The organism is Luteibacter pinisoli, assembly GCF_006385595.1.
Classification (GTDB): Bacteria; Pseudomonadota; Gammaproteobacteria; order Xanthomonadales; family Rhodanobacteraceae; genus Luteibacter; species Luteibacter pinisoli.
In genome coordinates this window covers 809537-833485 of the sequence record NZ_CP041046.1, presented here as the reverse complement: position 1 = coordinate 833485, position 23949 = coordinate 809537, and the positions used below count along the sequence as shown (strand labels likewise).

Genomic DNA, 23949 nt, shown 5'->3' with positions numbered 1-23949 from the left:
ACGGAAGTGTGCGGTCCGGGCTGGCGTTCAGGCTTGGGAGCCGAGGGCCTCGGCCTGGCGGACGAGATCCGCGAGGGAACGCACGCCCATCTTGCGCATGACGTTACCGCGATGGATTTTCACCGTGATCTCGGAAAGCCCGAGCAGCGCGCCCACCTGCTTGTTCATCAGGCCGGCCGTCACGTGGTGCATGACTTCCCGCTCGCGCGGGGTCAGCGACGCGTAGGCCGTTCGGACGGAGGACAGCGCGTCGGCATCGCGGCGCCCGGCGGCATCGCGCTCGATCGCGGCGGACACGGCATCGAGCATGTCCTGGTCGCGAAAGGGCTTGGCCAGGAAATCGAGCGCACCGGCCTTCATCGCGCGGACGGACATGGTGATGTCGCCGTGGCCGGTCATGAAGACGATGGGCAGCGGGTTCGCCATCGCCGAGAGCTGCGCCTGGAAATCCAGGCCACTCACCCCCGGCAGGCGGACATCGAGCACCAGGCAGCCCGGTGCCGTGGCGTCCTCGCGAGCAAGGAAATCGGCGGCGCTGCCAAAGGTGGCCACGGAGAGGCCGACCGAGCGGAACAGCGATGCCAGGGCCTCCCGCACGGCCAGGTCATCGTCCACGACACAGACGATCGGCGCCTGGACCACGGCGGGCATCGGACGATTCATGCGCGGGCCTCCTCGGCCACCGTTACCGGCAGCGTGAAATGGAAGGTCGCTCCCCCCTCAGGGCGATTGGTCGCCCAAAGGCGCCCGCCATGAGATTCCACGGTCGAGCGGCAGATGGCAAGCCCCATTCCCATGCCACCGCCCCGGGTGGATACGAACGCATCGAACAGGCTGGCGGCGATGTCGTCCGGGATGCCGGTGCCGGTGTCTTCCACTTCGATGAGCAGGCTCTCGCCGCCGGTGGCCCGGGCGCTCAGGGTCAGCTCGCGACGGCCCGGTACCGTGCCCATGGCGCGGATGGCATTGCCCATCAGGTTCAGCACCACCTGCTGCAGCTGCACCCGGTCGCCTCGCGGCATGGGCGCCGCCCGGTCAATGTCGATGGTGAAGCCGACCCGGTGGCGGGCCATGTCGCCATCCAGCAGCAGCGCGCACTCTTCGACCAGGGCACGCAGGTCAAACCGGACGTGCTGGCGGGGTTCCTTGCTGGCCACGCTGCGCACGCGGTTGACCACGTCGCTGGCCCGCCGCGCGTCGCGTACCAGCCGCTCGATGCCATCGCAGGCTTCGCCCAGGTCCGGTTCGCCACGACGCAGCCAGCGCAACGCCGCTTCGCCATGGGTCACGATGGCCGCCAGCGGCTGGTTCACTTCATGCGCGATGGTGGCGCTCATCTCGCCCAGCGCCGTCACGCGCGCCGCCTGGGCCAGCTCGGACTGCATGGCCATCAGCGCATGCTCGGTGCGCTTGCGTTCGGTGATGTCGACGACGCTGGCCAGCACGCGGTCATAGCGCGAAGGGCCCGCGGGCATGCTCACGGCGAACAGCACGTTGAGGCGCTCGCCTTTCAGGTTGATCAGGTGGGTTTCGCCTTCGGCCGTCCCGGAGCCCTCGAACAGGGTCACCAGCACCTGGCCGAACGTGCGGTCGCTGCCCGGCAGGAAGCGGTCCAGCGGGCCGATCAGGTCATCGCGGTGGCGCGCACCCAGCATGCGCACGGTAGCGGCGTTGACGTCCGTCACCATCGTCAGCGCGCACGCATCGCGCACGAACGACGGGTGCTTCTCGATATACGCGGCGAGGTCCACGACACCCTGCGAACGCAGCACGTGGATGCGCTCGACCACCAGCGTGTAGTCCTCTTCCCAGAAGGCGAAACGCGAGCTTTCGAAGATGGCCCGGTAGCGGCGCTCGCTCTCGGCCAGCGCCGCGTCCGCCGCACGGCGGGCGGTGATGTCGGTGCCGGCTTCGAGGATCTGCTGCGCGCGCCCGGCCGCGTCGCGCAGCAGCGCACAGCGCGCCTCGACGAGGACGATCCGGCCGTCACGATGCTGCTGGATCAGTTCACCTTCCCAGCGGCCCTCGGAAAACAGCTCGGCGTCCATGTCCGCGCGGTTGCCGGCGAAGGCGGTGGCGAGCAGCTCACTGGCGCGACGGCCGATGGCCTCGCCTGCCGTCCAGCCGTACAGCGCTTCGGCGCCCCCGTTCCACTCGACGATGACGTCGTCGGTGTCGCGCACGTAGATCGAATCGTGAGTGAGGTCGAGCAGGCTGGCCTGGCGGATGATCGTGGCCATGCGCTTGCGAGCGCGCATCGCCAGCACGCCGGTGACGATGATCGCCGAGAGGCTCACCAGGCAGCGCAGGAAGGCCGCATCGGGCTCGGGCCAGCCGTGGCCGCGCACGTACGAGGCAATCGTCAGCACGCAGCAACTGGCCACGGCACCCAGGATGGAGGTGCGCCCGCCCGCCGCCGCGACCAGCAGCACCACCACGAGATACACCACCGCCACGGCACCCTGGAGCGGGGTGAAGGTATCCACGACGAATACCGCCACGGCAAGTAACGTACCCGCCACGGACAGCCAGGCGGACGCACCACGACGGGGACCGATAAGGGTCCCGCGGTGTGCGTGGGTCAGGGCGTTCGTTCGGGGCATCGTTGGCTCGCGGCGCATGCTTATACAGATTCGGCCAGAATCGTGTCTAAAACCCGTCATGGCAGTCTTGCACGCCGGTGATGGTTTTTGACCGTTACGGCACGACCGTTACAAGAAAGGTGTCAAACCTCCAAATCATCCTTAGGTATGGGCCCCCAGAGCCCAACGTAGAATTCAGTACACCCCCCTCTCGCGCATAGGCTGCAACGATGGGCGACGTGCCCATGCCCCCGCCCCCTTAGTGGAGCCCGCCATGCGCTACGAATCGAACGCCTACGCCTCGCCCAGCCCTGCCGCCGAGACGGTGCACGCCCTGAATACGTTCGCCCTGACCACCCCCCACGACGAGCCCACGGTAGCGCGTCTGCTGGAGCAGGCGCTAACGGCGGTTGAAACCGACCTCGCCACCACCCGCGCCTGCGTCGCCCGGGTTGCCGCGTTGCTCGAGCATGCCGAAGCGCCGGCCCCCTCCGTCCCGGCCACGATCCGCCGCCGTGTAGGTGCGGGCCTGGCACCGTGGCAGGCACGACGCGTGGCCGCCCACGTGGACGAGAACCTCGGCTTCGCCATCACCATCGACCACCTGTCCACCCTGGCCGGGCTGTCGAGCAGCTACTTCTGCCGCGCGTTCAAGGACACCTTCGGCGAGCCGCCGCATGCCTTCATCATGCGCAAGCGCGTGGAGCGGGCCCAGCAGCTGATGCTGCAGACCCGCGAGCCGCTCAGCCAGATTGCCCTCGCCTGCGGCCTTTCCGATCAGGCGCACCTGTGCAACCTGTTCCGTCGCCTGGTGGGCCAGAGCCCGAGCCACTGGCGCCGTTCGCAATGGCAGGAAGCTTGAGTAAGTACTAACCGAACAGCCTGTGGGCGCGGCCCGTGCCGTGTCTTCCGGCACAAGATCGGGCACGCGTTTGATGGCTACGCTTGTACCTGTGTCGCGCGCGCCTGCGGCGACAGGTCACTCGTAGGGAATGAGCCCCTGGCCAGGGAACCGCTCCTGTTCGAAAGGGTCTAGACAGGGAACGCAGGCAGTTTGCCATCGAGGTCTTGTGTGGATGCCGCCCCTGGCGCCACTACGTCGAGGTTTATCCGTATGTCGTACGCCCCGATCGTCGAGTTCCGCCCTGCCTTGCCGGCTCCTGCGAGCAAGGCGCATGCGTGGCATGTGTTGCGCGAGGCTTCGCGTATCGAGCCGGATGAGGCGGCTCGTATTGCGTGGTATCGGGATGAGCCGATTGCGACGCTGGAGCGTTACACGGCTGAAACACTGGTGGCGATGGGTCGGTATGCGGATGTGTTGGATTTCCTGCGACGTGTTCGCGAGGATCTTGCGCTCGAGCCTTCGCATGGGTTTGGAGCATTCTGAGTTAGTGCTGCGATTGGGCTCGGCTTCGCCTTCGCATTGGGTGGGCTCGCCTTCGGCATCGCGTTAGCGCTCTGACTCTGTCGCAGAGGAGCCCTGGGTGCCCACCCTCGCTGCTCAGACAACGCTCTGCGTTCGAAAAGGAGAGCCGCTACGCGGCTGGTTTACCTAATTGGCCTACGGCCGCGAACCGGTGGCTGGGCGGGGGTTTTCGACACGGCTTCCGGCGATCTCAGCTGGTCGATGCAACGGTTTGATTTAGTACCTCTGCCGGGGTCTGGAAGTCCAGAGTTTGCCGCGGTCGCTGGTTCAGCTCCTTGGCCACGGCGTTGAGCTGAGCCTGGGTGTAATGGCTCAGGTCCTGCCCCTTCGGGAAGTACTGGCGAAGCAAGCCGTTGGTGTTCTCGTTGGATCCGCGCTGCCACGGGCTGTGCGGGTCGCAAAAGTAAACCTGCACGTTGGTTGCCAGCTTGAATCGTTGGTGCTGGGACATCTCCGGGCCGCGATCCCAGGTCAGCGAGCGCCTCAGCTGGGCCGGTAGCCGGCGGATGTGCTTCGCGACGGCGTCGACCACGGTCTCGCTGTCACGCGCGGGAATTTTTATCAGCATTACGAAGCGTGATCGCCGCTCGACGAGCGTGACGATATGCGAGCTGAGCGTGCCAGCGAGCAGGTCACCCTCCCAGTGCCCTGGTACCGCCCGATCGTCCGCGTCGGCGGGGCGCTCGCTGATCCTCAGGGCGTCGGGGGTCAGGCTACGGCCACCCTTGCGGGCCCTTCCGTGGCGTCCCTGGGCCAGCGGATAGCGCACCGATCGGCGCGTACGAAGATGCGCCAGAAGCTGCTTTTTAAGCACTCCCCGTGTCTGGATAAACAGGCTGCGGTAGATGGTCTCGTGGGACACCCGCATACTGTCGTCGTCCGGATAGCGCCGGGCAAGCCACCCACTGATCTGTTGTGGTGCCCAACGATGGGCCAGCTTGCTGGCGACCACACGGCGAAGTGCGCCGCGGCGAGCGAGCAGACACTCTTTGGGGCGCAGGGCATGCGTCCAGGCGCGCTGATCGGCCTCCGCCGCGCGATAGCCGTCACGGCCGCCATTGCGCCCCACCTCGCGACAGATGCTGGACGGCGCCCGCCCCAGCGTCTGGGCGATACGGCGCAGGGAATGGCCCTGGCACAAGCCTCGTGAGATCTCCTCACGCTCAGTCAGCTGAAGGGTCCGAGCGGATCGCTTGCGCGGTGGCGGTGCAAAGCCTCCACGCCGACTCAAAACGTAATAGATGAGGGCGCCGTCCCGCTCCAGCAGCCGGGCGATGGCCTTGGGAGACACCCCGGCTTGCCAATCTGTCCAGATACGCTCGCGATCCGCCGTCGACAAATGACGCCATAGCCGAACTGTTCTGCTCATGATGCCCACCTCCGTCCTGACCAGACTACGGTGTTGCATCGACCAGCTGAGATCGCCGGAAGCCGTGTCGAAAACCCCCGCCCAGCCACCGGTTCGCGGCCGTAGGCCAATAAGAAAATCAGCCGCGTAGCGGCTCTCCCTTTCGAACGCAGAGCGTTGTCTGAGCAGCGAGGGTGGGCGCCGAGGGCTCTCGTGCGACCACGTCCGGGCCCCCCCGCGATGCCGAAGGCGAGCCACCCAAGTGAGATATCCTCCGGATACCTCGCAAGGCAACCGCCCGTGTCCATCGAAGAAGCCCTGCTCCCCGACCGCGACGAACCCCTAAGCGCCGAACGCGCCTACGAGCTCTACTGGGCCGAACTCCTCGGCGACGAGCCGCGGTTCACCTGTGTCGGTACCGGCTGCCACGCCCCGCTCACCTGCGCCTGCCTCAAAAAAGCCGAACAGACCCTTCTCATCCGGCCCTACTACCGCTCACACCGGCTCGAAGACCACGCCGCCACATGCGAAGTCGTCCACGGCCGCGGCGGTGAGCCAAAGGAGCGCGGTCCGGATGTATTCGAAGCCGAACGCCCCGCCGGCCATTTCCACCGTGCACCCGCGCGGACGTCGGCCTCCGGTACGGCTTCGCCTGCCCGGGTACGCGCCGCTGCGACAGGCACCGCGCCCTCCCCGCCCCGGCCCAGCCACTACTACCGTCTCTCGTCGCTGGTGCAGAAGTTCCTGGAGCACCGGCGCGACAAAGACCTCGATGTGGCCACGGTCACCATCGGCGGCGAGACGACCACCTACGACGTGCTGTTTCGCAACGTCTACCGGCAGAAGGTGGCGGACCATGGGCAAACGCGTGCCGTGTGGTGGGGGACGGCGTCGCTGCGGGCGACGAAGGATGGCGGCTATTACCTGCGCTTTACCCGTCCCTTCCGGCATGGCGACGAACTACTGAAGCCAACGATGACGCTGGCCGCCAAAGACATCGATGCCTACCCGGTGCGCAAGCTGCTGCGTGCGCGCCTGGACAAGATCATCGCGGAACACGATGGGTATTGCGTCGTTTTCACGTGGGCGAAACCGTGGATGCCGAAAGATGCGGACAAGCCGTTCGTACGCTTCTACATTGATAATCTCGACCATATCGACGTCCGCGGCCCGGATATCCTCGAAGAGCTGAAGAACACGTCGCGCGTCGCCACCTGACACCCCGTAGAGCGCCATGCCCCGAAAACGCCGTTTCCGCCTGCCCTTTATCCGTCATCCGCGCGACGCGTCGCACGACTATGACGACGCGAGCTACGACGGCGGCGTGTCGGGCGGCGCGTACACACGCCACATCATCGTCTTCGCCGTGGTGGTCATCGTTGTCCTGGCGATCGCGCGCTGGGTGATCTGAGCACGCGCGCTTCGTTGGCACGCAGTGTCGTGGCTTGGGCATCGCCTTCGCCATAGGTGGAGAGCACGAGCTCGCCTGCAAGGGATACCGGCATTGCCGCGTCGTTATCCGAGAAATTCAACGCGACGGTGAAGCTCCCGGTGTCATCGAAACGCTCGTAGACAAGCACGGCATCGTTGCAGTCGAGCACCTTGATCGCGCCGCGACTCAGGGCGGTGTGCTCCCTGCGCAGCGCCAGCAACGCGCGATATAGCGTCAGCAACGAATCGGGTTCGTGCTGCTGCGAGTCGACGTTGATGGTCGCGACGGCATCGCCCAGCGGGAGCCACGGGATGCCCCGGGTAAAGCCTGCGCCCTCGCGCGGGAACCAGCGCATCGGCGTGCGCTGCGGGTCGCGACCCAGGCCCTTGCCGGGCTCGTTGCGCTCGAACGGATCGCGGACATCGGCGAACGGAATGGCGACGTCGTGCATGCCGATCTCGTCGCCGTAGTACATCGTTGGCGTGCCGCGCAGCGTGAGCAGCAGCACGGCGGCCACGCGTGCCTGTGCATCGCCCACGCGCGAGGCGATGCGCGGCTTATCGTGGTTGCCCAGCACCCAGTTTGGCCAGCCGCCCTTCGGCAAGGCGGCCTCGTAGCGTTCGATCAGGCCGCCGATGAAGCGCGCTTCCCATGGGGCGCCAATCAGCAGGAAATTGAAGGGCAGGTTGGCGCCTTCGAGGTTCTGCCCGTAGTACGCGACGATGCGGTCCAGCGGCAGGTAGATTTCGCCGATCAGCACCCGGTCGGGGAATTCGTCCACCACCGAGCGCATCGCCGCCACCACGCCCTGCACTTCGGGAAGGTCGGCGGTGTGGACAGGTAGCTGGCGGTGGGCTTCGGCGTCCACGCCGGGCTGGTAGTCCGGGTTGGGTGGGTTGTCGCGGAACCCGGCGTCCTTCATCACGTGGTAGATCACGTCCACGCGGAAGCCATCCACGCCACGGCGCAGCCAGAAGCGCATCGCGTCGTACATGGCCTCGCGGACCACCGGGTTGCGCCAGTTCAGGTCGGGCTGCTTGTCGAGGAACAGGTGCAGGTAGTACTGCCCCGTCGGTGCGTCGAAGGTCCAGGCGCTGCCACCGAAGTTCGACAGCCAGTTGTTCGGCGGCCCGCCATCGGGCGCCGGGTCGCGCCACAGGTACCAGTCGCGAAACGCGCTGTCGCGCGAGCGCCGGCTTTCGCGGAACCACGGATGCTCGTCGGAGCTGTGGTTCGGCACGAAGTCCAGGATCACTTTCAGGCCCATGCCGTGCGCATCGTGGATCAGGGCATCCATGGCCTCGATGTCGCCGAACAGGGGATCGATGCCGCGATAATCGCTGACGTCGTAGCCGAAATCCGCCATGGGCGAGGGATAGACCGGCGAGATCCACAAGGCATCGACGCCCAGGCTCGCCAGGTAGGAAAGCTTGCCGCGGATACCCTCCAGGTCGCCGATGCCGTCGCCGTTGGCATCGGCGAACGAACGCGGATACACCTGGTACACCACGCCATCGCGCCACCACACACGCTCGCTCACGCTGCCTCCTCGCCTGTCCCTGCCATGTCACTCCCCGAGCCTTACCGCTGGCATGTGTAGGAAACGCCTTCACGCGGGCGCGGGTAGGCTGGCCCCAACCCCTGCACCGGCTGCCGTCATGATCAACGACCTCTGGTACAAGAACGCCGTCATCTACTGCCTTTCCGTCGCCACCTTCCAGGATTCCAACGGCGACGGTGTGGGCGACTTCCAGGGCCTCGGCCGCCGGCTGGATTACCTGCAAGGCCTGGGCGTCACCGCCGTTTGGCTGATGCCCTTCCAGACCTCGCCGGGGCGCGACGGCGGTTATGACATTTCCGATTACTACAATGTCGATCCGCGCTTTGGCACGCTGGGTGACTTCGTGGAGTTCACGCATGCCGCGCACCAGCGTGGCATGCGCGTGCTGATCGACCTGGTGGTCAACCATACCTCGGACCAGCACCCCTGGTTTCGTGATGCCTGTCGCGATCCGGCATCGAAGTATCGCGACTGGTACGTGTGGTCGAAGACGCGGCCGGCCAACGCGGATGAAGGCATGGTGTTCCCTGGCGTCCAGAAGAGCACGTGGTCGTACGAGAAGCGTGCGAAGGCCTGGTACTTCCATCGCTTCTACGATTTCCAGCCGGATCTCGATACCTCGAACCCGTACGTGCAGGCGGAAATCCTGAAGATCATGGGCTTCTGGACCCAGCTGGGCGTGTCCGGCTTCCGCATGGATGCCGTGCCCTTCGTCATTGCCACGAAGGGCGCGGACGTCCCCAAGCCGAAGGAGCAGTTCGACATGCTGCGCTCGTTCCGCGAACTGCTGCAGTGGCGGCGCGGCGACGCGATCATCCTGGCCGAGGCCAATGTGTTGCCGAAGGATGACCTGGAATATTTCGGCGAAGACGGCGACCGCCTGCAGATGATGTTCAACTTCCAGGTGAACCAGAACCTGTTTTACGCACTGGCCTCCGGCGACGTGCGCCCGCTGGCGGCCGCGATGCTGAAAACGAAGCCGCGGCCGGCGACGGGCCAGTGGGCCCTGTTCCTGCGCAACCACGACGAGCTGGACCTGGGCCGCCTGACCCCGAAGCAGCGCGAGCGCGTGTTTGCCGAGTTTGGCCCGGACAAGGACATGCAGCTGTACGACCGCGGCATCCGCCGGCGCCTGGCGCCGATGCTGCGTAATGACCGCCGCCGGCTGGAACTGGCCTATAGCCTGATGCTCACGCTGCCCGGCACGCCGGTACTGCGTTACGGCGATGAGATCGGCATGGGCGATAACCTCGCGCTGCCGGAACGCGAGTGCGCTCGCACGCCCATGCAATGGTCCACGGAACCGCACGGCGGCTTTACCGACGCCAGGCGCCCGGTCACGCCGGTGATCAAGGACGGCCCGTTCGGCTACCCCCACGTCAACGTGGCCCAGCAGCGGCGCGACCCGGGTTCCTTCATGAACTGGATGGAGCGCGTGGTGCGCATGCGCAAGGAGATCCTTGAGGTCCCCTGGGGCGATGTGGAAGTGCTACCGCTGGATGACAACGCGGTGCTGATGGTGCGCTACACGTGGCGCGGCAATGCCGTGGTGTTCCTGCACAACCTCGCGGATGCCCCCGTGGAAGTGGCCTTCGTGCTGCCGTCGCCGCTCACCAACGTATTGTCGGACAACCACAGCAAGCCGGATGAGCACGGCCATCACCAGATCATGCTGGAGCCGTACGGCTACCGATGGTTTCGCGAGGGCGGCCTGGGCTACATCCTGCATCGAAAGGAAGTGGACGGTGTCTGAATCTGCGAAATTCGGTCAGGCGCGAAAATGTCCCGGGACAATATGCAAGCGATTGCACATTTCACGAACCCTCTACCCCTTTAGGGGGTAGTCGTAGATCCTTGCGTGCGCAATGCTTCGATCCTCATCCGATACCGTGAGGGTCGGCCATGTACCGCGCCGAGATGTCCTGCCCCGTCAGCGTTCCGCGCACGCCCACGCTTGTCATCGATCTTGCGCAGCGTTCGGCTGCCCTGGAATCCCCTTCCGAGGGGGCTCACGTGCAGGCGTTACGTGACCGGTCCGCCCTGACCGAAATCGTGCTGGGCCCCGACGACGGCGCCGACGACGATCTCCTGCTCGTCTACCGCACGGTCGGCGTGGCGGGCACGTGCGCCGGTGCCATCCTGTTCCGCCGCGCCCCTGGCGCCTCGGATATCGTGCACCCGCCCGCCGTGCGCAGCCTGGCCCAGGTGCTGTTCGACACCCTGCGCAACGACGAACCGAATGCGCCGCTGATGGCCCACGTGGCGATGGCCCTGCGGGTGATCGTCCCTGCGCCGGTCCGCGACGACCCGGGCATGGTCCGGGGCGGGCTGGCCCACTGGCAGGAGCGCCGGGCTCTGGCCTTCATGGAGCAGCGGCTGGACCAGAGCTTCCCCGTCTCTGACGTGGCCGACGCCTGCGGACTCTCGGTCAACCATTTTTCGCGCGCGTTCCGGCGCAGCCTGGGCAAGCCGCCGCACCGCTGGTTGCTGGACCGTCGCATTGCCCGGGCCCGCGAGCTGCTGCAGACCACCAGCCTGTCGCTGGCCGACATCGCCCTGGCCTGCGGCTTCGCCGAACAAAGCCACTTCACCCGCGTGTTCGCCCGGCTGGTCGGCATGCCGCCCGGGGCATGGCGACGGGCGGCCGAGTAAAAAAACATAAAGGCCGTGGGGTTTTTCCAAACCCACCCGCTTTCAGTCAATTCCCTTCTTGCGCTGGCTGCGTATGATGGCCGCCATATTATCCCTGGCAGGAACCACCCATGAGCGCGGAAACCGCACCCCGATGAGCGGCGAGACCACCACACCCGTCGCTCCCCTGCTCCTGGGCCGGGACCTCATGCTCGCCGGTTCACGCCTGCGCGACGCCGTGGGCCGCCGCGCCCAGCGCGAGTTCGGGATTACCGCGCTGCAGGGCGACATGCTCCTGCTGCTGGCCGCACGCGGCAGCATGTTCTCCACCGAGCTGGCCAGCACCTGTGGCGTCAACGCCAGCACGGTGACGCACGCCGTGGATGCCGGCATCGAGCGCGGGCTGATGAAGCGCACGCGCAATGACAACGACCGCCGGCTGGTCGACATCGGCCTCACCCCGGCCGGCAAGCGCATGGCCGAACGCGTGCGCGCACTGATCGCCGATGTGGCCCGGGCGGCCCTGGAAGGGGTGGGGGCCCCGCACCTGATGGTGCTGGCCGAAAGCCTCGCCCAGGTCAGCAAGAACCTCGACCGCGACTAACCTGCGCGGCGGCCCAGGATCAGGTGCAGGCCGAACAGGGTGAAGATCGCCCCGGCCCCGCCATCGATCCAGCGGCTCGCCCGGACGTAGCCACGGCGCATGGCCGGCAGGGCAAAAATGGCAGCGACGACGCCGAACCACAGCGCGGTCTCGGCCGTGACCATGGCCCACAGGCCCCAGCGCGCGGCTGCGTCGACACCCTCGCCGATGAAAGCCGAGAAGATCGACGCGAAGTAGATGGCGGCCTTGGGGTTGGCCAGGTTGGTCAACAACCCGCGCAGCAGGGCCCGGCCGGGGCTGGAATCACGCACGTCCACCACCGGCGGGGCCGCGTCCGGCTTCGCCTTCCACGATGCCCGGAGCATCTGGATGCCCATCCAGCACAGGTAGGCGCCGCCAGCGATGGCGATGCCCCGCTCCAGCCAGGCCAGGCGGTGCAGCAGCAGCTGCAGGCCCAGCAGCGCCAGGGCGGCCCACACGGCCACGCCCAGGGCGATGCCGACCACGCCCGCGGCCGCCTCGCGGCGTGAGCGGCTGGCCGCCAGCTGGCTGACAAAGAAGAAGTCGGGGCCCGGCGTGACCAGGGCCACGAGCTGGACAATCGCGATGGTGAGGAAGGTATTCATGTCGTGAAGGGTATAGGGGCTGGCCCCTTGCCCCACAAGTCCACCTCACGTAACCTCGCGTTTTTTATAGCGGTCACGGGGCTACCCCCGGCCTTCTAAGGGGTACGTCACCATGCTCGGTCTGCTGGGCCACGTTCTGTTTGGCCTGTTTGGTTTGGCGGTGCTCGTGGGCATCGCGTTCTGTTTCTCCAATAACAAGCGCTCGGTGGACTGGAAGCTGGTCGCCACCGGCATCACCCTGCAGATCATCTTCGCCGCCATCGTGCTGAAGGTGCCGCTGGGCCGGGACGTGTTCGACGCGATCGCCACCGGCTTCGTCCGCCTGCTCGACTTCGTCGAGGTGGGCTCGCGCTTCATCTTTGGCAGCCTGCTCGATACCAGCAAGTTCGGCGTCATCTTCGCCGTGAAGGTGCTGCCCACCATCATTTTCTTTGCCGCCCTCACCGGCGTGCTGTACCACCTCGGCGTGATGCAGCAGATCGTCAAGGGCATGGCCTGGGTGATCACCAAGGTCATGCGCGTGTCGGGTGCGGAAACCACCAGCGTGTGCGCCAGCGTGTTCATCGGCCAGACCGAGGCCCCGCTGACGATCAAGCCGTACATCGAGCGCATGACCCAGGCAGAGCTCATGACCGTCATGATCGGCGGCATGGCGCATATCGCCGGCTCCGTGATGGCGGCCTACGTGGCCATGCTGGGCGGTGACGACCCGGCCTCGCGCATGTTCTACGCCAAGCACCTGCTCACCGCGTCGGTGATGGCCGCCCCGGCCACCATGGTGCTGGCCAAGATCCTCGTCCCCGAGACGCAGGAGCCGCTCACCCGCGGCACCGTCAAGATGGAAGTGGAGAAGACCACCGCCAATGTCATCGACGCGGCCGCCACCGGCGCCGGCGATGGCCTGAAGCTGGCACTGAACGTCGGCGCGATGCTGCTGGCGTTCATCGCCCTGATCGCCCTGGTCAACGGCCCGGTGCAGTGGGTCGGCACGCTCGGCGGTGAGCACAGCATCAATGCCTGGCTGTCGGCCAACGCCGGCCATCCGGTGGTCTTCAGCCTCGAAACCATCTTCGGCTGGGTGCTGGCCCCGGTGGCCTGGCTGATCGGCGTGCCCTGGCATGACGCCACCATCGTCGGCAGCTTCATCGGCGAGAAGGTCGTCATCAACGAGTTCGTCGCCTATGCGGACCTCGCCAAGCACCTGCCCGACCTGATGCCGGAAAGCCGCCTCATCGCCACGTATGCGCTGTGCGGTTTCGCCAACTTCTCGTCCATCGCCATCCAGATCGGCGGCATCGGCGGCCTGGCCCCGAACCGTCGCGCGGACCTCGCCCGCCTTGGCCTGCGCGCCGTGCTGGGTGGCTCCATCGCCACCTTCATGACGGCGACCATCGCCGGCGTGCTGGAGCGCATCTGATCCATGGCCACTACCCGCCTGCTGGTGGTAGGCGGGTATAGCGAGGAAGAGCGCTGGCGCGTGCCGCGCCTGCCTCGCGCCGGCGAGCCGGCGTACGCGGAAACCTTCGAACGCCGGCCGGGTGGAAAAGCCTTCCACCAGGCCACCGCCGCCGCCCATGCGGGCACCGGCACCGGCCTGATCGCCGCGATCGGCGACGACATCATCGACCCGGCCGGATTACCGCCCCTCGTCGATGCGCGCTGGCAGGTGGTGCCCGGCGTGCGGACAGGGCGTACCGGCATCTTTGAAGACACGCGCGGCGAGACCCTGGCCGTGCTCTCCGCCGGCGCGAACGATCACCTGAGCGCGGCCTTCGTCGCGGCGCAGGGCGAGTTGTTCGACGAGGCCTCGGTGCTGCTGGCGTCGGCGGAGACGAATATCGACACCGTGGCGGCCGCGCTGGAATTTGCCGGCGCGAAGCGGCTGCTGCGCATCCTGGATCCGGGCCCGCTACCGGCGGGCCTGTCCGTACGCGAATTCGCCAGCACCGACGTGTTGCTGCTCGGGCTGCACGAGTTTGCCCAGGCCTGCGGGCGCTTCCTGTCCATCGAGATCACCGCGCAGGCGGTGACCGGCATGGATGACACCACGATCAACGCCCTCGCCCGCCGGCTATGCGCTGGGACGGTGGTGGTGTCGCTGGACAAGAGCTGCCTGGTCTCGCACGGCGCCGACCGGCATGACGACCACGCGGATGTGTACCGCGTGCCGGCCTGCGGCCATGGCGACGCGTTCAAGGGCACGCTCGCCGCGCGCCTCACCCTGCCCGGCAGCTTCCGCGATGCGCTCGCCGCCGCGTGTGAGCGCTCGGTCTAGGCCACGCTTCAGGGCTTGATCCTGATTTCGTAAAGGTTCGGCCAGCGCTTGCCGGTGACGAACAGGCGGTCGTGTTTTTCGTCGTAGGCGATGCCGTTGAGCACCGCATCGATGTCGTTGCCCACCGGCTGTTTCGCCGCCAGCGCCGAAAGGTCGAGCCAGTCGATGACGTGGCCGGTTTTCGGATCAATGCGGGCGATGCGGTTGGTCTGCCAGACGTTGGCGTAGATCACGCCCTTCACCCACTCCAGTTCATTCACCTGCTGCACCGGCACGCCGCCGTCGGTGACGGTGATGCTGCCCGTGGGCTTGAACGTCTCCGGATCGAGCACGCGGATCACCGGCGTGCCGTCGCTCATGTACAGGTGCGTGGCGTCCCGCGTCAGCGCCCAGCCTTCGCCGGGGTAGCGCAGCGTGCCCTTCAGTTCGAACGTGTTGCGATCGTAGAGGAAGCCGGTGCCCTGCTGCCAGGTGAGCTGCAGCAGGTACGGGCCGGCGAAGATGATGCCCTCGCCAAAATAACCCTGCGGTACCGGGCGCTGCTGGACGATCTCGCCGGTTTCCAGCCGCACCTTGCGCACGCCGGCGCCGTCGTATTCGCCGGTGGCTTCGTAGAGGTACCCGTCGTCGTAGAACAGGCCCTCGGTGAAGGCTTTCGGGTCGTGCGGGTAGCGGTGCACCACGCTGACGGCGCGCACGGGCGCGGCGTCCTTCGCGCAGGCGTGGAGAGGCACGAGCGCGGCAAGCGCGAGGAGAAGGAGGCCGGACGGTTTCAGCATCGGGTTCTTTCGAATGGCGGAAATAAGAAAGGTGGGCCGGTTCGCACCGGCCCACCTTCGTACCTTAGCCACCTTCCCTGTGGCTGTCTGCGCCTTAGCCGTTCTTCTTCAGCCAGGCATCCACCGCCGGCAGGCGCTGGTCGCGGACCATCATGCGGTACTGGATGGTGGTGACGGTGGTTTCGGCGTCGCGGCGCGAGCCTTCGGCGATGTACTTGGCCGAGAACGCCTTCACCTTGTCGATCGTCGCCTTGTCCATCGACATGCCGGCGATGGCGGGGTAGTAGCGCGACGTCGAGGTCGAGTCGATGAACTTGTCCATCTGCGCCTTGTGGGCCACGGCGAAGTCGAATGCCAGCTCCGGGTGCAGGCGCGAGACGCCGCGGATGAGCGAGGCGCTGTTGGTGGCACCTGGCTCGTCGGTGAGGGCGAGGTCGAGCGCGCGCTGCGCCAGGGCGTTGTCACGCGCGGCCGAGAGCATGCCGTACAGGCGGTCCTTCACCAGCGGGGTCTTCTCCGCCTTGGCCTGCTCGTGCAGCTTGTCCCACGTGGCCGCGTCGGCATTGGTGGCGACGACGCCGAGGATCGTCTTGCGCAGCTCCGGCGGCATGCTGTTCTTCTCGAAACGGCTGCGTGCTTCGGCCACGACCTTGGCATCACCCAGGAAGCCGAGCGTGCTGATCAGCGACGAACGCAGGATGGCGACCGGCGCGTCTTCACCCTGCTTCGCTTCCCAGCCCACCTGGTCGAGCTTGGGCGAGAGGCGGCTGATGGCGTACTTGCGGAACACGGCCTGGCGCTTCGCATCGCCCTGGTAGTACGTATCCAGCGTGGCGAGGTTGCCGGCCACTTCTTCCCACAGCTGCGGCGAAGCGTCGAGCGGCGTGGCCTTGATCAGGTCGAGCACGTCGGACGTCGGCTGCTGGCCCACCATGCCCTGCGCCCAGGTGTCGGCCATGACGCCAAGCTGGTCGATCGGCTCGAGCTTGGTGAACGCGCCCTGCAGCTGCTTGAACTGCGCCGGTGCGTACAGCGTGCGGTAGTAACCGGTCTGGCCGGCGTTCACGATGACCGGGCCGCAGCCGGCGACGGTGAGCGTGCCTTTGCCGTCGAGCAGCGTGGTGGCGGTGGTGCCACCCAGCGTCTTCGCGATGACGGGCACGTGCCATGCCAGCGGTTTCTTGTCCGGGCGGTCGCGGGTGAACTCACCCTGCGACAGCTGCAGCGTCGTCGAGCCGCTGGCGCAGGACACCGCGTCCACCTTCACCTGCGGGATACCCGGTTGCAGCGTGAAGTCGTGGGCGATCTGCGTCACCGGCTTGCCGGCGGCCGCGTCGATTTCCTTCCACAGGTCATCGGAAACGGTGTTGCTGTACGCGTGGGCCTTGATGTACGCCTGCACGCCCTTGCGCCATGCATCCGGGCCCACGTAGGCCTCGAGCATGCGGATGACCGATTCACCCTTCGCGTAAGTGATGGCGTCGAAGGCCTGGCTGGCCTGCTCCACCGTCTCCACGTGCTGCACCACCGGGTGGGTGGTGACGACGCCGTCGCGGCTCATCGCGCCTTCGCGCGTGCCGACGGCATCGAGGTTGGTATGCCATTCCGGGTGCAGGCGCTCGGTGGTGCGCGAGGCGAGCCACGAGGCGAAGCCTTCGTTGAGCCACAGGTCGTCCCACCACTGCATGGTGACCAGGTCGCCGAACCACTGGTGCGCCATTTCATGCGCGGCGGTGTTGAACACTTCTTCCTTGTCGCCCTGCGTGGAGATGCTCGGGTCGAGCAGCAGCGCGTATTCGAAGGTGTAGATGGCGCCCCAGTTTTCCATGGCCGAGAAGAACTGGCTCTGGCCCGGGCTGGCGATGTTGTCGAGCTTCGGCAGCGGGTACGGCACGCCGAAGTAATCGTTGTATTCCTTCAGCACGGCGGAGCCGGAGTCGAGCGTGAACTGCGCCTGCGTGGTGAGGCCCTTCTGCGTGATGACGCCGATCTCGACGCCTTCGCTCTTGGTGGTGATGCGGTCGAACTCGCCGGCACCGAAGAACACCAGGTAGGTCGACATCTTCGGCGACTGGCCGAAGGTCCACTTCACCAGGCCGTTGCCGATGTCCTTCTTCGACGCGGCCGGCATGTTGCTCACCGCCATGTCGGCGGAGGGCACGGTGGCGTCGAGGGTGAAGGTGGCCTTGTAGTTCGGCTCATCCCACGACGGGATGAAGCGGCGGGCGTCGGAGTTTTCGAACTGCGTGTACAGCGCGCGCTTCTTGCCCGAGGCCTTGGTGTCGTAATCGATGGCGAACAGGCCGTTGGCCTGGGTGCCGATCTTGCCGGTGTAATCCATCGACAGGCGGTAGCTGCCCGCGGGCACGGCGTGGTCGAAGGTGAAGGTCGCGGTCTGGTTTTCCGCATCCACGGCCACCTTCGGCGCGGCGAATGCCTTGCCCTTCGCCGGGACAAGCTTGACGTTGGCGAAGGTCATGTCGATCGCGTTCAGCGTGATCGTGGTGGTGGGCTCAAGCACATCGATGCTGATGGCGACCTTGCCATCGAAGGCGAGCTTGTCCGCGTGCGGCACCACCGAGACGTCGTAGTGCGACGGGCGCACGGTACGCGGCAGCTGGGTCGGGGCCTGCGTCGCGTCAGCGGCGGCGGCAACGGTGGAAAGGCCGGCGAGCGCAACGGCGATCGCGCTGACGAGTGTTTTACGCATGGGTAAACCCCTGTGGATGGACCGTCGGATGGTCCGTCCACGGCGGGGATTTAGATAGCGCCGGAAGTCATGTTCGCAAGAAACTGCGGCGAGCCACCCTGAGGCCTACCAGAACCGCCACCAGCGCCGCTTCTCCAGCTTCTTCAGGGCCTTGAGATGGCCCCGCGAGGCGGCCTTTCGGTACCAGGCCCGGGCGATGGCGGCGTTGCGCGGCACCCCGTCGCCCTGGTCGTGCAGGCGGCCGAGCTCGTACTGCGCCTCGGGCAGGCCCTGGCCCGCCGCCAGCCGGAGCAGGCGGAGGATCTCTTCGATATTGCGCGGCACGCCGCGGCCGCCGTCGATCATCCGGGCAAGCGCGTGCTGTGCCAGCGAATGGCCCTTCTCGGCGGCCAGCGCCAGCCAGCGCACGGCATCCGGGTCGTTGCGGGCCACGCCGTCGCCCGTGGCCAGGCGCATGCCCAGCTGGTACTGCGCGGCCGCGTCCTGCGGCCCGGCCGAGGCCTGGCGCGAGGGGATGTCCGGACTGGCCGCCTCGATCTCGAGCTCGGCCAGCCGCTGCTTCGCCTCGCTGTCGCCCTGCTCGGCGGCGCGGCCAAACCAGTAGCGGGCCTGCTCGCGGTCGGCGGCCAGGCCACTGGCTTCGAGGTACATCTTGCCGAGGGTGAACTGGGCGATGCTGTTGCCCAGTTCGGCGGCGCGGCGGTAGTGGTGTGCACCCATGGCGGCATCGGCGGTGACGCCCACGCCGTCGACATACATGTGCGCGATGCTGCACAGCGCATCGGCGTAGCCGCGGCTGGTCGGGTCGCCGCGCTCCACGGCCTTGCTGTAGAACGCGAAGGCCAGCTCGGCGTCGCGCGGCACGCCGCGGCCGAAGTAATGCGAGACACCCAGGTTGACGCAGGCCTGCGCGTGGCCCTGGTCGGCGGCCATGCCCCACCAGTGCAGGGCCTGCTGGCGATCGGCGGCCAGGCCATGGCCGCGGGCGTAGAGGGTGCCCAGCGCGCACTGCGCCTCGGCGTGGCCGGCATCGGCGGCACGCCGGTACCACTCGGCGGCCTCGGTGGGATCGCGCATGACGCCCTGGCCTTCCGCGTACTGCGCGGCCAGGCGGAACTGCCCATCGAGATGGCCCTGCTCGGCCGCGCGGCGCAGCCAGTGGGCGGAACGGGAACGGTCCTGGGTGACGTGGTCGCCATCGAAATACATGACGCCGACGCGGAACTGCGCCTGGGCATCACCTAGCTGGGCGTCTTTCTCCAGACGACCGAATTTTTGCAACGCATCCATCTCCGCGACAAACCGATGGTCGCCGAGCGCGCCGCCCCTGCTGCCTTCCGACATCCCGCTCCCCTGCAAACGCCTGTCGTCGTTGTAGGCGCATCATAAGTGCTTGCAGGGCTTTGTGATATCGGCAATTTCGGATAGATCCGGGCCGGATCAGCCGAGGATGTCGCGGACCCGTTCCAGCAGAGTGTCCACCTCGAAGGGCTTGAGCAGCATTTCCATGCCGGGCTCAAGGAAGCGCGCAGGGTCCACCGCATTTTCCGCATAGCCGGTCATGAACAATACCGGCAGGTCGGGGCGCCAGGCACGCGCCGTCCGGGCCAGCTCGCGGCCATCCATGTCGGGCATGCCGACGTCGGTCAGCAGCAGGTCCAGCGACTGGTCGCCGCGCAGCAGCTGCAAGGCCTCTTCGATGTTGCCGGTCGCCGTACAGTGGTAACCGGCGGTCTCCAGCGCCACGCAGGCCAGCTGGCGCAGGGAGTCCGTGTCCTCGACGATGAGCACATGCTCGCCGTGGCCGCCCTCGACAACGGCGCGGCGCGGCTTCACCGGCTCGATCTCGCCCTCGTCCACCGGCAGCCACAACGATACCTGGGTGCCCTTGCCTATTTCGCTGGTAATGCGCACGCGCCCCCGCGACTGGCGGGCGAAGCCGTAGATCATGGACAGGCCAAGGCCGGTGCCCTTGCCGATCGCCTTGGTGGTGAAGAACGGCTCGAACACCTTCTCCAGCAGCGACGGATCGATGCCGGTGCCCGTATCGGCCACGGTGAGCACCACGAACGAACCCGGCATCAGGTCGCTTTCCGTGCCCACGTTTTCCAGCCGCGTGGAGATCGTGATGGTGCCGACGCCCTCGATGGCGTCGCGCGCATTGATCACGAGGTTCAGCATGGCGTTGTCGAGCTGGTTGCCGTCGACGCTGGCGACCATCCGGCCATAGGCCAGCTCCGCGCGCAGGGTGACCGACTCGCCAAGCGTCCGGCGCAGCATCTCTTCCATCCCGCGCACGCGCTCGTTCACGTCGATGGCTTTCGTATCCAGCGGCTGCTGGCGGGCGAAGGCGAGCAGGCGATGGGTCAGTGCCGCGGCCCGGCGCGCGGAGCCCAGCGCCGCGTCGGCAAAACGCTGCACGCCGGCCTGGTGACCGGACTCCACCGCGCGGTTGATCAGGTCGATGCCGGTGATGATGCTGGTGAGCAGGTTGTTGAAGTCGTGCGCGATGCCGCCGGTGAGCTTGCCCAGCGCATCCATCTTCTGCGCCTGGACCAGCTGCGACTCGGTGCGCTCGCGCACTGCGATTTCAGCGGCGAGCTGCATGGTCGCGGTATCGATCTGTTCCAGATGCTCGCGCTCGCGGCGGCGCTGCTCGGTGACGTCGTCCACGAACACCATGCCCGCGCCGTCGCGGTACGGCGTGACGCGCCATTCGGTTTCACGGATGCCCAGCGTGGAGCGCATGCACAGTACGCTGCGCCAGCGCTGCATGCCGCCCAGTGCGCCGCGCATGGCGACGATGATGTCTTCCTGGCCGGGCTCGAACCAGTCTTCCACCGGCTGGCCGCCGAGGCGGCCATCGAGCAGGCGGCCAAACGCCTCGTTGCTTTCCAGCACGCGCAGCTCGCCGTCGATGACGGCCATGGGCGCGGCGATCGTGGTGAAGATCTCGCGCACCCGGGCTTCCGATTCGCGCAGGGCGCGCTCGGTATCGCGCACGCGCAGCAGCGTGCGGATGGTGGCGAGCAGCACGCCGGGATCCACCGGATGCGGAAGGTAGGCATCCGCGCCGTTGTCCAGGCCGGCGATCAGGTCGGTGGTATCGATCGACGCCGCGGAGACGTGCACCACGGGCAGCAGCTGCGTCTCCGGCGACATGCGCAGTTCGCGCACGATATCGAAGCCGCTCATGTCGGGCAGGTTGACGTCGAGGATAAGCGCATCGATGGCCTGCGTGCGCAGCTCGATCAGGCCTTCCGTACCCGTACCGGCTTCGAGCACGATGTAACCACCCCGCTCCAGCGTGCGCCGCAGCGCATAGCGCGTGGGCGCGTTGTCATCCACCACCAGCAAGGTGTCACGCCGCGTCATCATTACCCTCCGTGGACAAGGCAAGCGGCAGGGTAACGAAGAACTCGGAACCCTGCCCGACCACGCTCTTCAGCCCCACCTCGCCACCAAGCAGGTGGGCGAACTGGCGGCACAGCGACAACCCAAGGCCGGTGCCGCGCATGCGCTTCTGCAAGGGCGAATCGACCTGGGTGAAGTCTTCAAACAGGATGTGCTGCAGTTCCTCGGGGATGCCGATGCCGGTGTCACGCACGGTGAAGCGCACGCGGTCATCACCCTCGAGCGTCGCCGACACGCGGACTTCGCCGCGCGGGGTGAACTTCAGCGCGTTGGAAATAAAGTTGCGCAGGATCTGGGCCACCTTCTTGTCGTCCGTGTAAAGCCGCGGCAGGCCCTCCGGATCTTCGAACACAAGGTCCGCGTCCGTGCCATCGACGATGGGCCGGAACATGCCGCGCAGCGCGGCGAACAGGTCCATCAGCTCGAACCAGGCCGGGGAAATGGTGATGCGCCCGGCCTCGATCTTCGCTAGATCGAGCAGGTCGTCCACCATGTCGGTCAGTTCGCGCGCGGCGCCGCTGATGAAATCCACCTGCTTGCGCTGCTCGCCGTTCAAGGGCCCATCGAGTTCGTCGATGAGCAGGCGCGCGATGCTGCGGATGGAGCCCAGCGGCGTGCGGAACTCGTGGCTCATGTAGCTGAGGAAGCGGCTCTTCAGCTCGGAGGCCTGGCGCAGCTGCTCGGCCTGGTTATCCAGCTCCGCATACAGGGCGAGGACGCCGGTATTGGTTTCTTCCAGCTCCGCGCGCAGCCCGTCGTTTTCCGCCTGTAGCCGTTCAAGCTCGGATGCGTTCATCGGGAAGCCTCCAGGCGAATGGCGAACACGGTGACGTCATCGCGGCCGCGTGAGAAGTCACGGTGCAGCAGCGCCGTGATGACCGCCGGATGGCGGCCGGCCAGTCCGGGGTAGTCGTCGAGATGCCAGCGCGATTGCAGGCCATCGGAGTGCAGGACCAGCAGCCGTCCGGCAGCCTCGGGAAAATCGAAGGCCTGCGCGCGCCGGGCCCGTGCCCCCACGATGCCCGGATGCGAGGCGAGCCCGCGCGAGCTCTCCGGGGCCAGCAGGTAGCCGGCGATGTTGCCGATGCCCGCGTAGCGCAGGCTGCCCCGGGTGGTGTCGAACCGGGCAAGCGCGACGGCGCCGCCACGGGTGCCGGTCATCGCCACGTTGAGCGAGGCCATGAGGTCGACCGGATCGGCCGACGGCCCCGCCTGCCATTCGACGATGCCGGCTTCCGCGGCGACATGCGCCGCCGGGCCGTGGCCGAGGCCATCCACCACCACCACGCTCACCGCGCCATCGTGAAACGCCATGGCCCAGCCGTCACCGCATTCGGGTTCGTCGTGCAGGGCGTGCTGGCTAGCGCCGAAGCGAATATCCGCATCGGCAAAGCCCTTGGGGTACATCCGCGCCAGCACCACCGCGCCACGTTCATCGGCATGGATGTCCATCACCTGGGCCTGGCGGCGTACCGCACCCAGGCCTTCGCCACGCGTGCCGCCGGTGGAAAAGCCATCCGGGAGGCAGTCGGCCAGGTTGAATCCGGGGCCACGGTCGATGGCGATGACTTCCACCCCGTAGGTGCCCTTGCCGGGGACACGCGCAATGTGGATGTCGCCGCGCGTCGCGTGCTTGATCAGGTTCGTCGCCAGTTCGGTGACCACCAGGGCCACGCGGCCCGTGTCGGCTTCATCGAAGCCGCACGCCGAGGCAGCCAGCGTCGCGGCGCGGCGCGCCTGGCCAATCTGCGTGGATTCCTCGACATGGATCACGGTGGTTATGTCCCCCGGGAAGATCACGTCCATTTGCAGATGGACACGCGCGTTCCCGCCCCGGGCGCGCTCTCGACGGAGAACTCGTCCACGAGGCGGCGCGCGCCGGTCAGGCCGAGGCCGAGGCCGTTGCCTGAGGTCCATCCATCGGTCATGGCCAGCTTCATGTCGGCGATGCCGGGGCCTTCGTCGCGAAAGACCAGCCGCAGGCCCTTGCGCGAGCCCTCTTCCAGCATCTCCCAATCCATGTCGCCGCCACCGCCGTAGATCACGGCGTTGCGGGCCAGCTCGCTGGCCGCGGTGATCAGCTTGGTCTGGTCGACCAGGCGCAGGCCCGTTTCCACCGCGAGCTTGCGCACGGCCTGGCGAGCGAGCACCACGTCCTGCTCGATGCGGACCGGCTGCGTCCCGGTGCGGATGGCGGTCATTGCGTCAGCACGCGTTGGCGCAGCAGGGCCATGCCGCGCTCCACGTTGAGGGCCGTGAGTACGCCGGGCAGCGTGAGTCCCAGCTCCACCAGCGTAATCGCCACGGCCGGCTGCATGCCCACGAGCACGGTGGCCGCGTCCATGATTTTCGACAGCCCGGAAATGTTGCCGATCATCCGGCCGATGAAGGAGTCGACGATATCGAGCGCGGAGATGTCGATCAGCACGCCCTTGGCGCCGGTCTTGCTGATCATGGTGGAAAGATCGTCCTGCAGGGTCAGCGCGAGCTGGTCATGCATGTCGACCTGGATGGTGACGAGGAGGAACTCGCCCATGCGCAGGATCGGGATCCGCTCCATG

22 protein-coding genes are annotated in these 23949 nt (G+C 67.0%); 9 read left to right on the top strand and 13 right to left on the bottom strand.

All coding sequences use genetic code 11. The annotated features are described in order from the left end of the window. Window positions 1-27 precede the first annotated feature (27 nt). Both FIV34_RS03705 and FIV34_RS03700 read right to left on the bottom strand, forming a co-directional pair. Window positions 28-663, bottom strand: coding sequence for a response regulator transcription factor (locus FIV34_RS03705; protein WP_139979790.1), 636 nt, complete (start codon window positions 661-663; stop codon window positions 28-30). Then, complete coding sequence (locus FIV34_RS03700) at window positions 660-2603, bottom strand: PAS domain-containing sensor histidine kinase (protein ID WP_170207506.1); 1944 nt, start codon at window positions 2601-2603, stop codon at window positions 660-662. Before FIV34_RS03700 ends, FIV34_RS03705 begins: the two co-directional genes overlap by 4 nt. Window positions 2604-2856: 253 nt before the next feature. On the opposite strand from FIV34_RS03700, the gene FIV34_RS03695 reads away from it, so the two are divergent. Beyond that, window positions 2857-3444: a helix-turn-helix domain-containing protein gene (locus FIV34_RS03695; RefSeq protein WP_139979786.1), complete on the top strand. Its 588-nt coding sequence runs from the start codon at window positions 2857-2859 to the stop codon at window positions 3442-3444. A 252-nt stretch (window positions 3445-3696) separates the two neighbouring features. Next, complete coding sequence (locus FIV34_RS03685; protein WP_139979784.1) at window positions 3697-3969, top strand: hypothetical protein; 273 nt, start codon at window positions 3697-3699, stop codon at window positions 3967-3969. A 229-nt stretch (window positions 3970-4198) separates the two neighbouring features. Here the strand turns inward: FIV34_RS03685 and FIV34_RS03680 are convergent, their stop codons facing one another. Then, window positions 4199-5377, bottom strand: coding sequence for an IS30 family transposase (locus FIV34_RS03680; RefSeq protein WP_139979782.1), 1179 nt, complete (start codon window positions 5375-5377; stop codon window positions 4199-4201). Between the two features lie 279 nt (window positions 5378-5656). Between FIV34_RS03680 and FIV34_RS03675 the strand changes: the two genes are divergently transcribed. Together FIV34_RS03675 and FIV34_RS20895 are read left to right on the top strand one after the other, a co-directional pair. After that, a complete protein-coding gene (locus tag FIV34_RS03675) occupies window positions 5657-6574 on the top strand; it encodes a hypothetical protein (protein WP_139979780.1) in 918 nt (305 codons plus the stop codon). A 16-nt stretch (window positions 6575-6590) separates the two neighbouring features. Next, entirely contained in the window at window positions 6591-6767 is a 177-nt protein-coding gene (locus FIV34_RS20895; RefSeq protein ID WP_170207505.1) for a hypothetical protein, read from the top strand. Here FIV34_RS20895 and FIV34_RS03670 read toward each other — a convergent pair. Next, on the bottom strand, window positions 6730-8328 hold the full coding sequence (locus FIV34_RS03670; RefSeq protein WP_139979778.1) for an alpha-amylase family glycosyl hydrolase: 1599 nt from the start codon (window positions 8326-8328) through the stop codon (window positions 6730-6732). The two genes, FIV34_RS20895 and FIV34_RS03670, sit on opposite strands and share 38 nt — an antisense overlap. A 118-nt stretch (window positions 8329-8446) precedes the next feature. On the opposite strand from FIV34_RS03670, the gene FIV34_RS03665 reads away from it, so the two are divergent. The 3 genes from FIV34_RS03665 (at window position 8447) to FIV34_RS03655 (ending at window position 11584) form a co-directional block, all read left to right on the top strand. Further along, complete coding sequence (locus FIV34_RS03665; RefSeq protein WP_139979776.1) at window positions 8447-10102, top strand: alpha-amylase family protein; 1656 nt, start codon at window positions 8447-8449, stop codon at window positions 10100-10102. 260 nt (window positions 10103-10362) lie between these two features. After that, entirely contained in the window at window positions 10363-11001 is a 639-nt protein-coding gene (locus FIV34_RS03660) for a helix-turn-helix domain-containing protein (RefSeq protein WP_170207504.1), read from the top strand. Between the two features lie 133 nt (window positions 11002-11134). Beyond that, the gene (locus tag FIV34_RS03655; RefSeq protein WP_170207503.1) at window positions 11135-11584 is read left to right on the top strand and encodes a MarR family winged helix-turn-helix transcriptional regulator; all 450 of its coding nucleotides are present in this window, start codon (window positions 11135-11137) and stop codon (window positions 11582-11584) included. Here the strand turns inward: FIV34_RS03655 and FIV34_RS03650 are convergent. Further along, window positions 11581-12210, bottom strand: coding sequence for a homoserine/threonine efflux transporter (locus tag FIV34_RS03650; protein ID WP_139979771.1), 630 nt, complete (start codon window positions 12208-12210; stop codon window positions 11581-11583). The two genes, FIV34_RS03655 and FIV34_RS03650, sit on opposite strands and share 4 nt — an antisense overlap. A gap of 112 nt (window positions 12211-12322) precedes the next feature. Between FIV34_RS03650 and FIV34_RS03645 the strand changes: the two genes are divergently transcribed. Continuing rightward, a complete protein-coding gene (locus tag FIV34_RS03645) occupies window positions 12323-13627 on the top strand; it encodes a NupC/NupG family nucleoside CNT transporter (protein WP_139979770.1) in 1305 nt (434 codons plus the stop codon). Window positions 13628-13630: 3 nt separating this feature from the next. Next, the gene (locus tag FIV34_RS03640) at window positions 13631-14485 is read left to right on the top strand and encodes a PfkB family carbohydrate kinase (RefSeq protein WP_139979769.1); all 855 of its coding nucleotides are present in this window, start codon (window positions 13631-13633) and stop codon (window positions 14483-14485) included. Window positions 14486-14493: 8 nt separating this feature from the next. On the opposite strand, the gene FIV34_RS03635 is transcribed toward FIV34_RS03640, so the two are convergent. The 8 genes from FIV34_RS03635 to FIV34_RS03600 form a co-directional block, all read right to left on the bottom strand. Continuing rightward, entirely contained in the window at window positions 14494-15264 is a 771-nt protein-coding gene (locus tag FIV34_RS03635) for a glutaminyl-peptide cyclotransferase (RefSeq protein ID WP_139979768.1), read from the bottom strand. Between the two features lie 94 nt (window positions 15265-15358). After that, window positions 15359-17974, bottom strand: a complete 2616-nt coding sequence (locus tag FIV34_RS03630; RefSeq protein ID WP_139979767.1) for a M1 family metallopeptidase — start codon at window positions 17972-17974, stop codon at window positions 15359-15361. A 105-nt stretch (window positions 17975-18079) separates the two neighbouring features. After that, complete coding sequence (locus FIV34_RS03625) at window positions 18080-19318, bottom strand: tetratricopeptide repeat protein (protein ID WP_139979766.1); 1239 nt, start codon at window positions 19316-19318, stop codon at window positions 18080-18082. A 96-nt stretch (window positions 19319-19414) separates the two neighbouring features. Continuing rightward, window positions 19415-21349 (bottom strand): response regulator, encoded by a 1935-nt coding sequence (locus FIV34_RS03620; RefSeq protein WP_139985662.1) that lies wholly within the window; start codon window positions 21347-21349, stop codon window positions 19415-19417. Further along, window positions 21336-22184: a sensor histidine kinase gene (locus tag FIV34_RS03615; protein ID WP_139979765.1), complete on the bottom strand. Its 849-nt coding sequence runs from the start codon at window positions 22182-22184 to the stop codon at window positions 21336-21338. Before FIV34_RS03615 ends, FIV34_RS03620 begins: the two co-directional genes overlap by 14 nt. Next, window positions 22181-23194 (bottom strand): ATP-binding protein, encoded by a 1014-nt coding sequence (locus tag FIV34_RS03610; protein ID WP_211352703.1) that lies wholly within the window; start codon window positions 23192-23194, stop codon window positions 22181-22183. Before FIV34_RS03610 ends, FIV34_RS03615 begins: the two co-directional genes overlap by 4 nt. Beyond that, window positions 23185-23580 (bottom strand): anti-sigma regulatory factor, encoded by a 396-nt coding sequence (locus FIV34_RS03605; RefSeq protein WP_425462916.1) that lies wholly within the window; start codon window positions 23578-23580, stop codon window positions 23185-23187. The genes FIV34_RS03610 and FIV34_RS03605 overlap by 10 nt, the downstream gene beginning before the upstream one ends. Before the next feature lie 5 nt (window positions 23581-23585). Continuing rightward, complete coding sequence (locus tag FIV34_RS03600) at window positions 23586-23948, bottom strand: STAS domain-containing protein (protein ID WP_139979762.1); 363 nt, start codon at window positions 23946-23948, stop codon at window positions 23586-23588. Window position 23949: the final 1 nt, after the last annotated feature.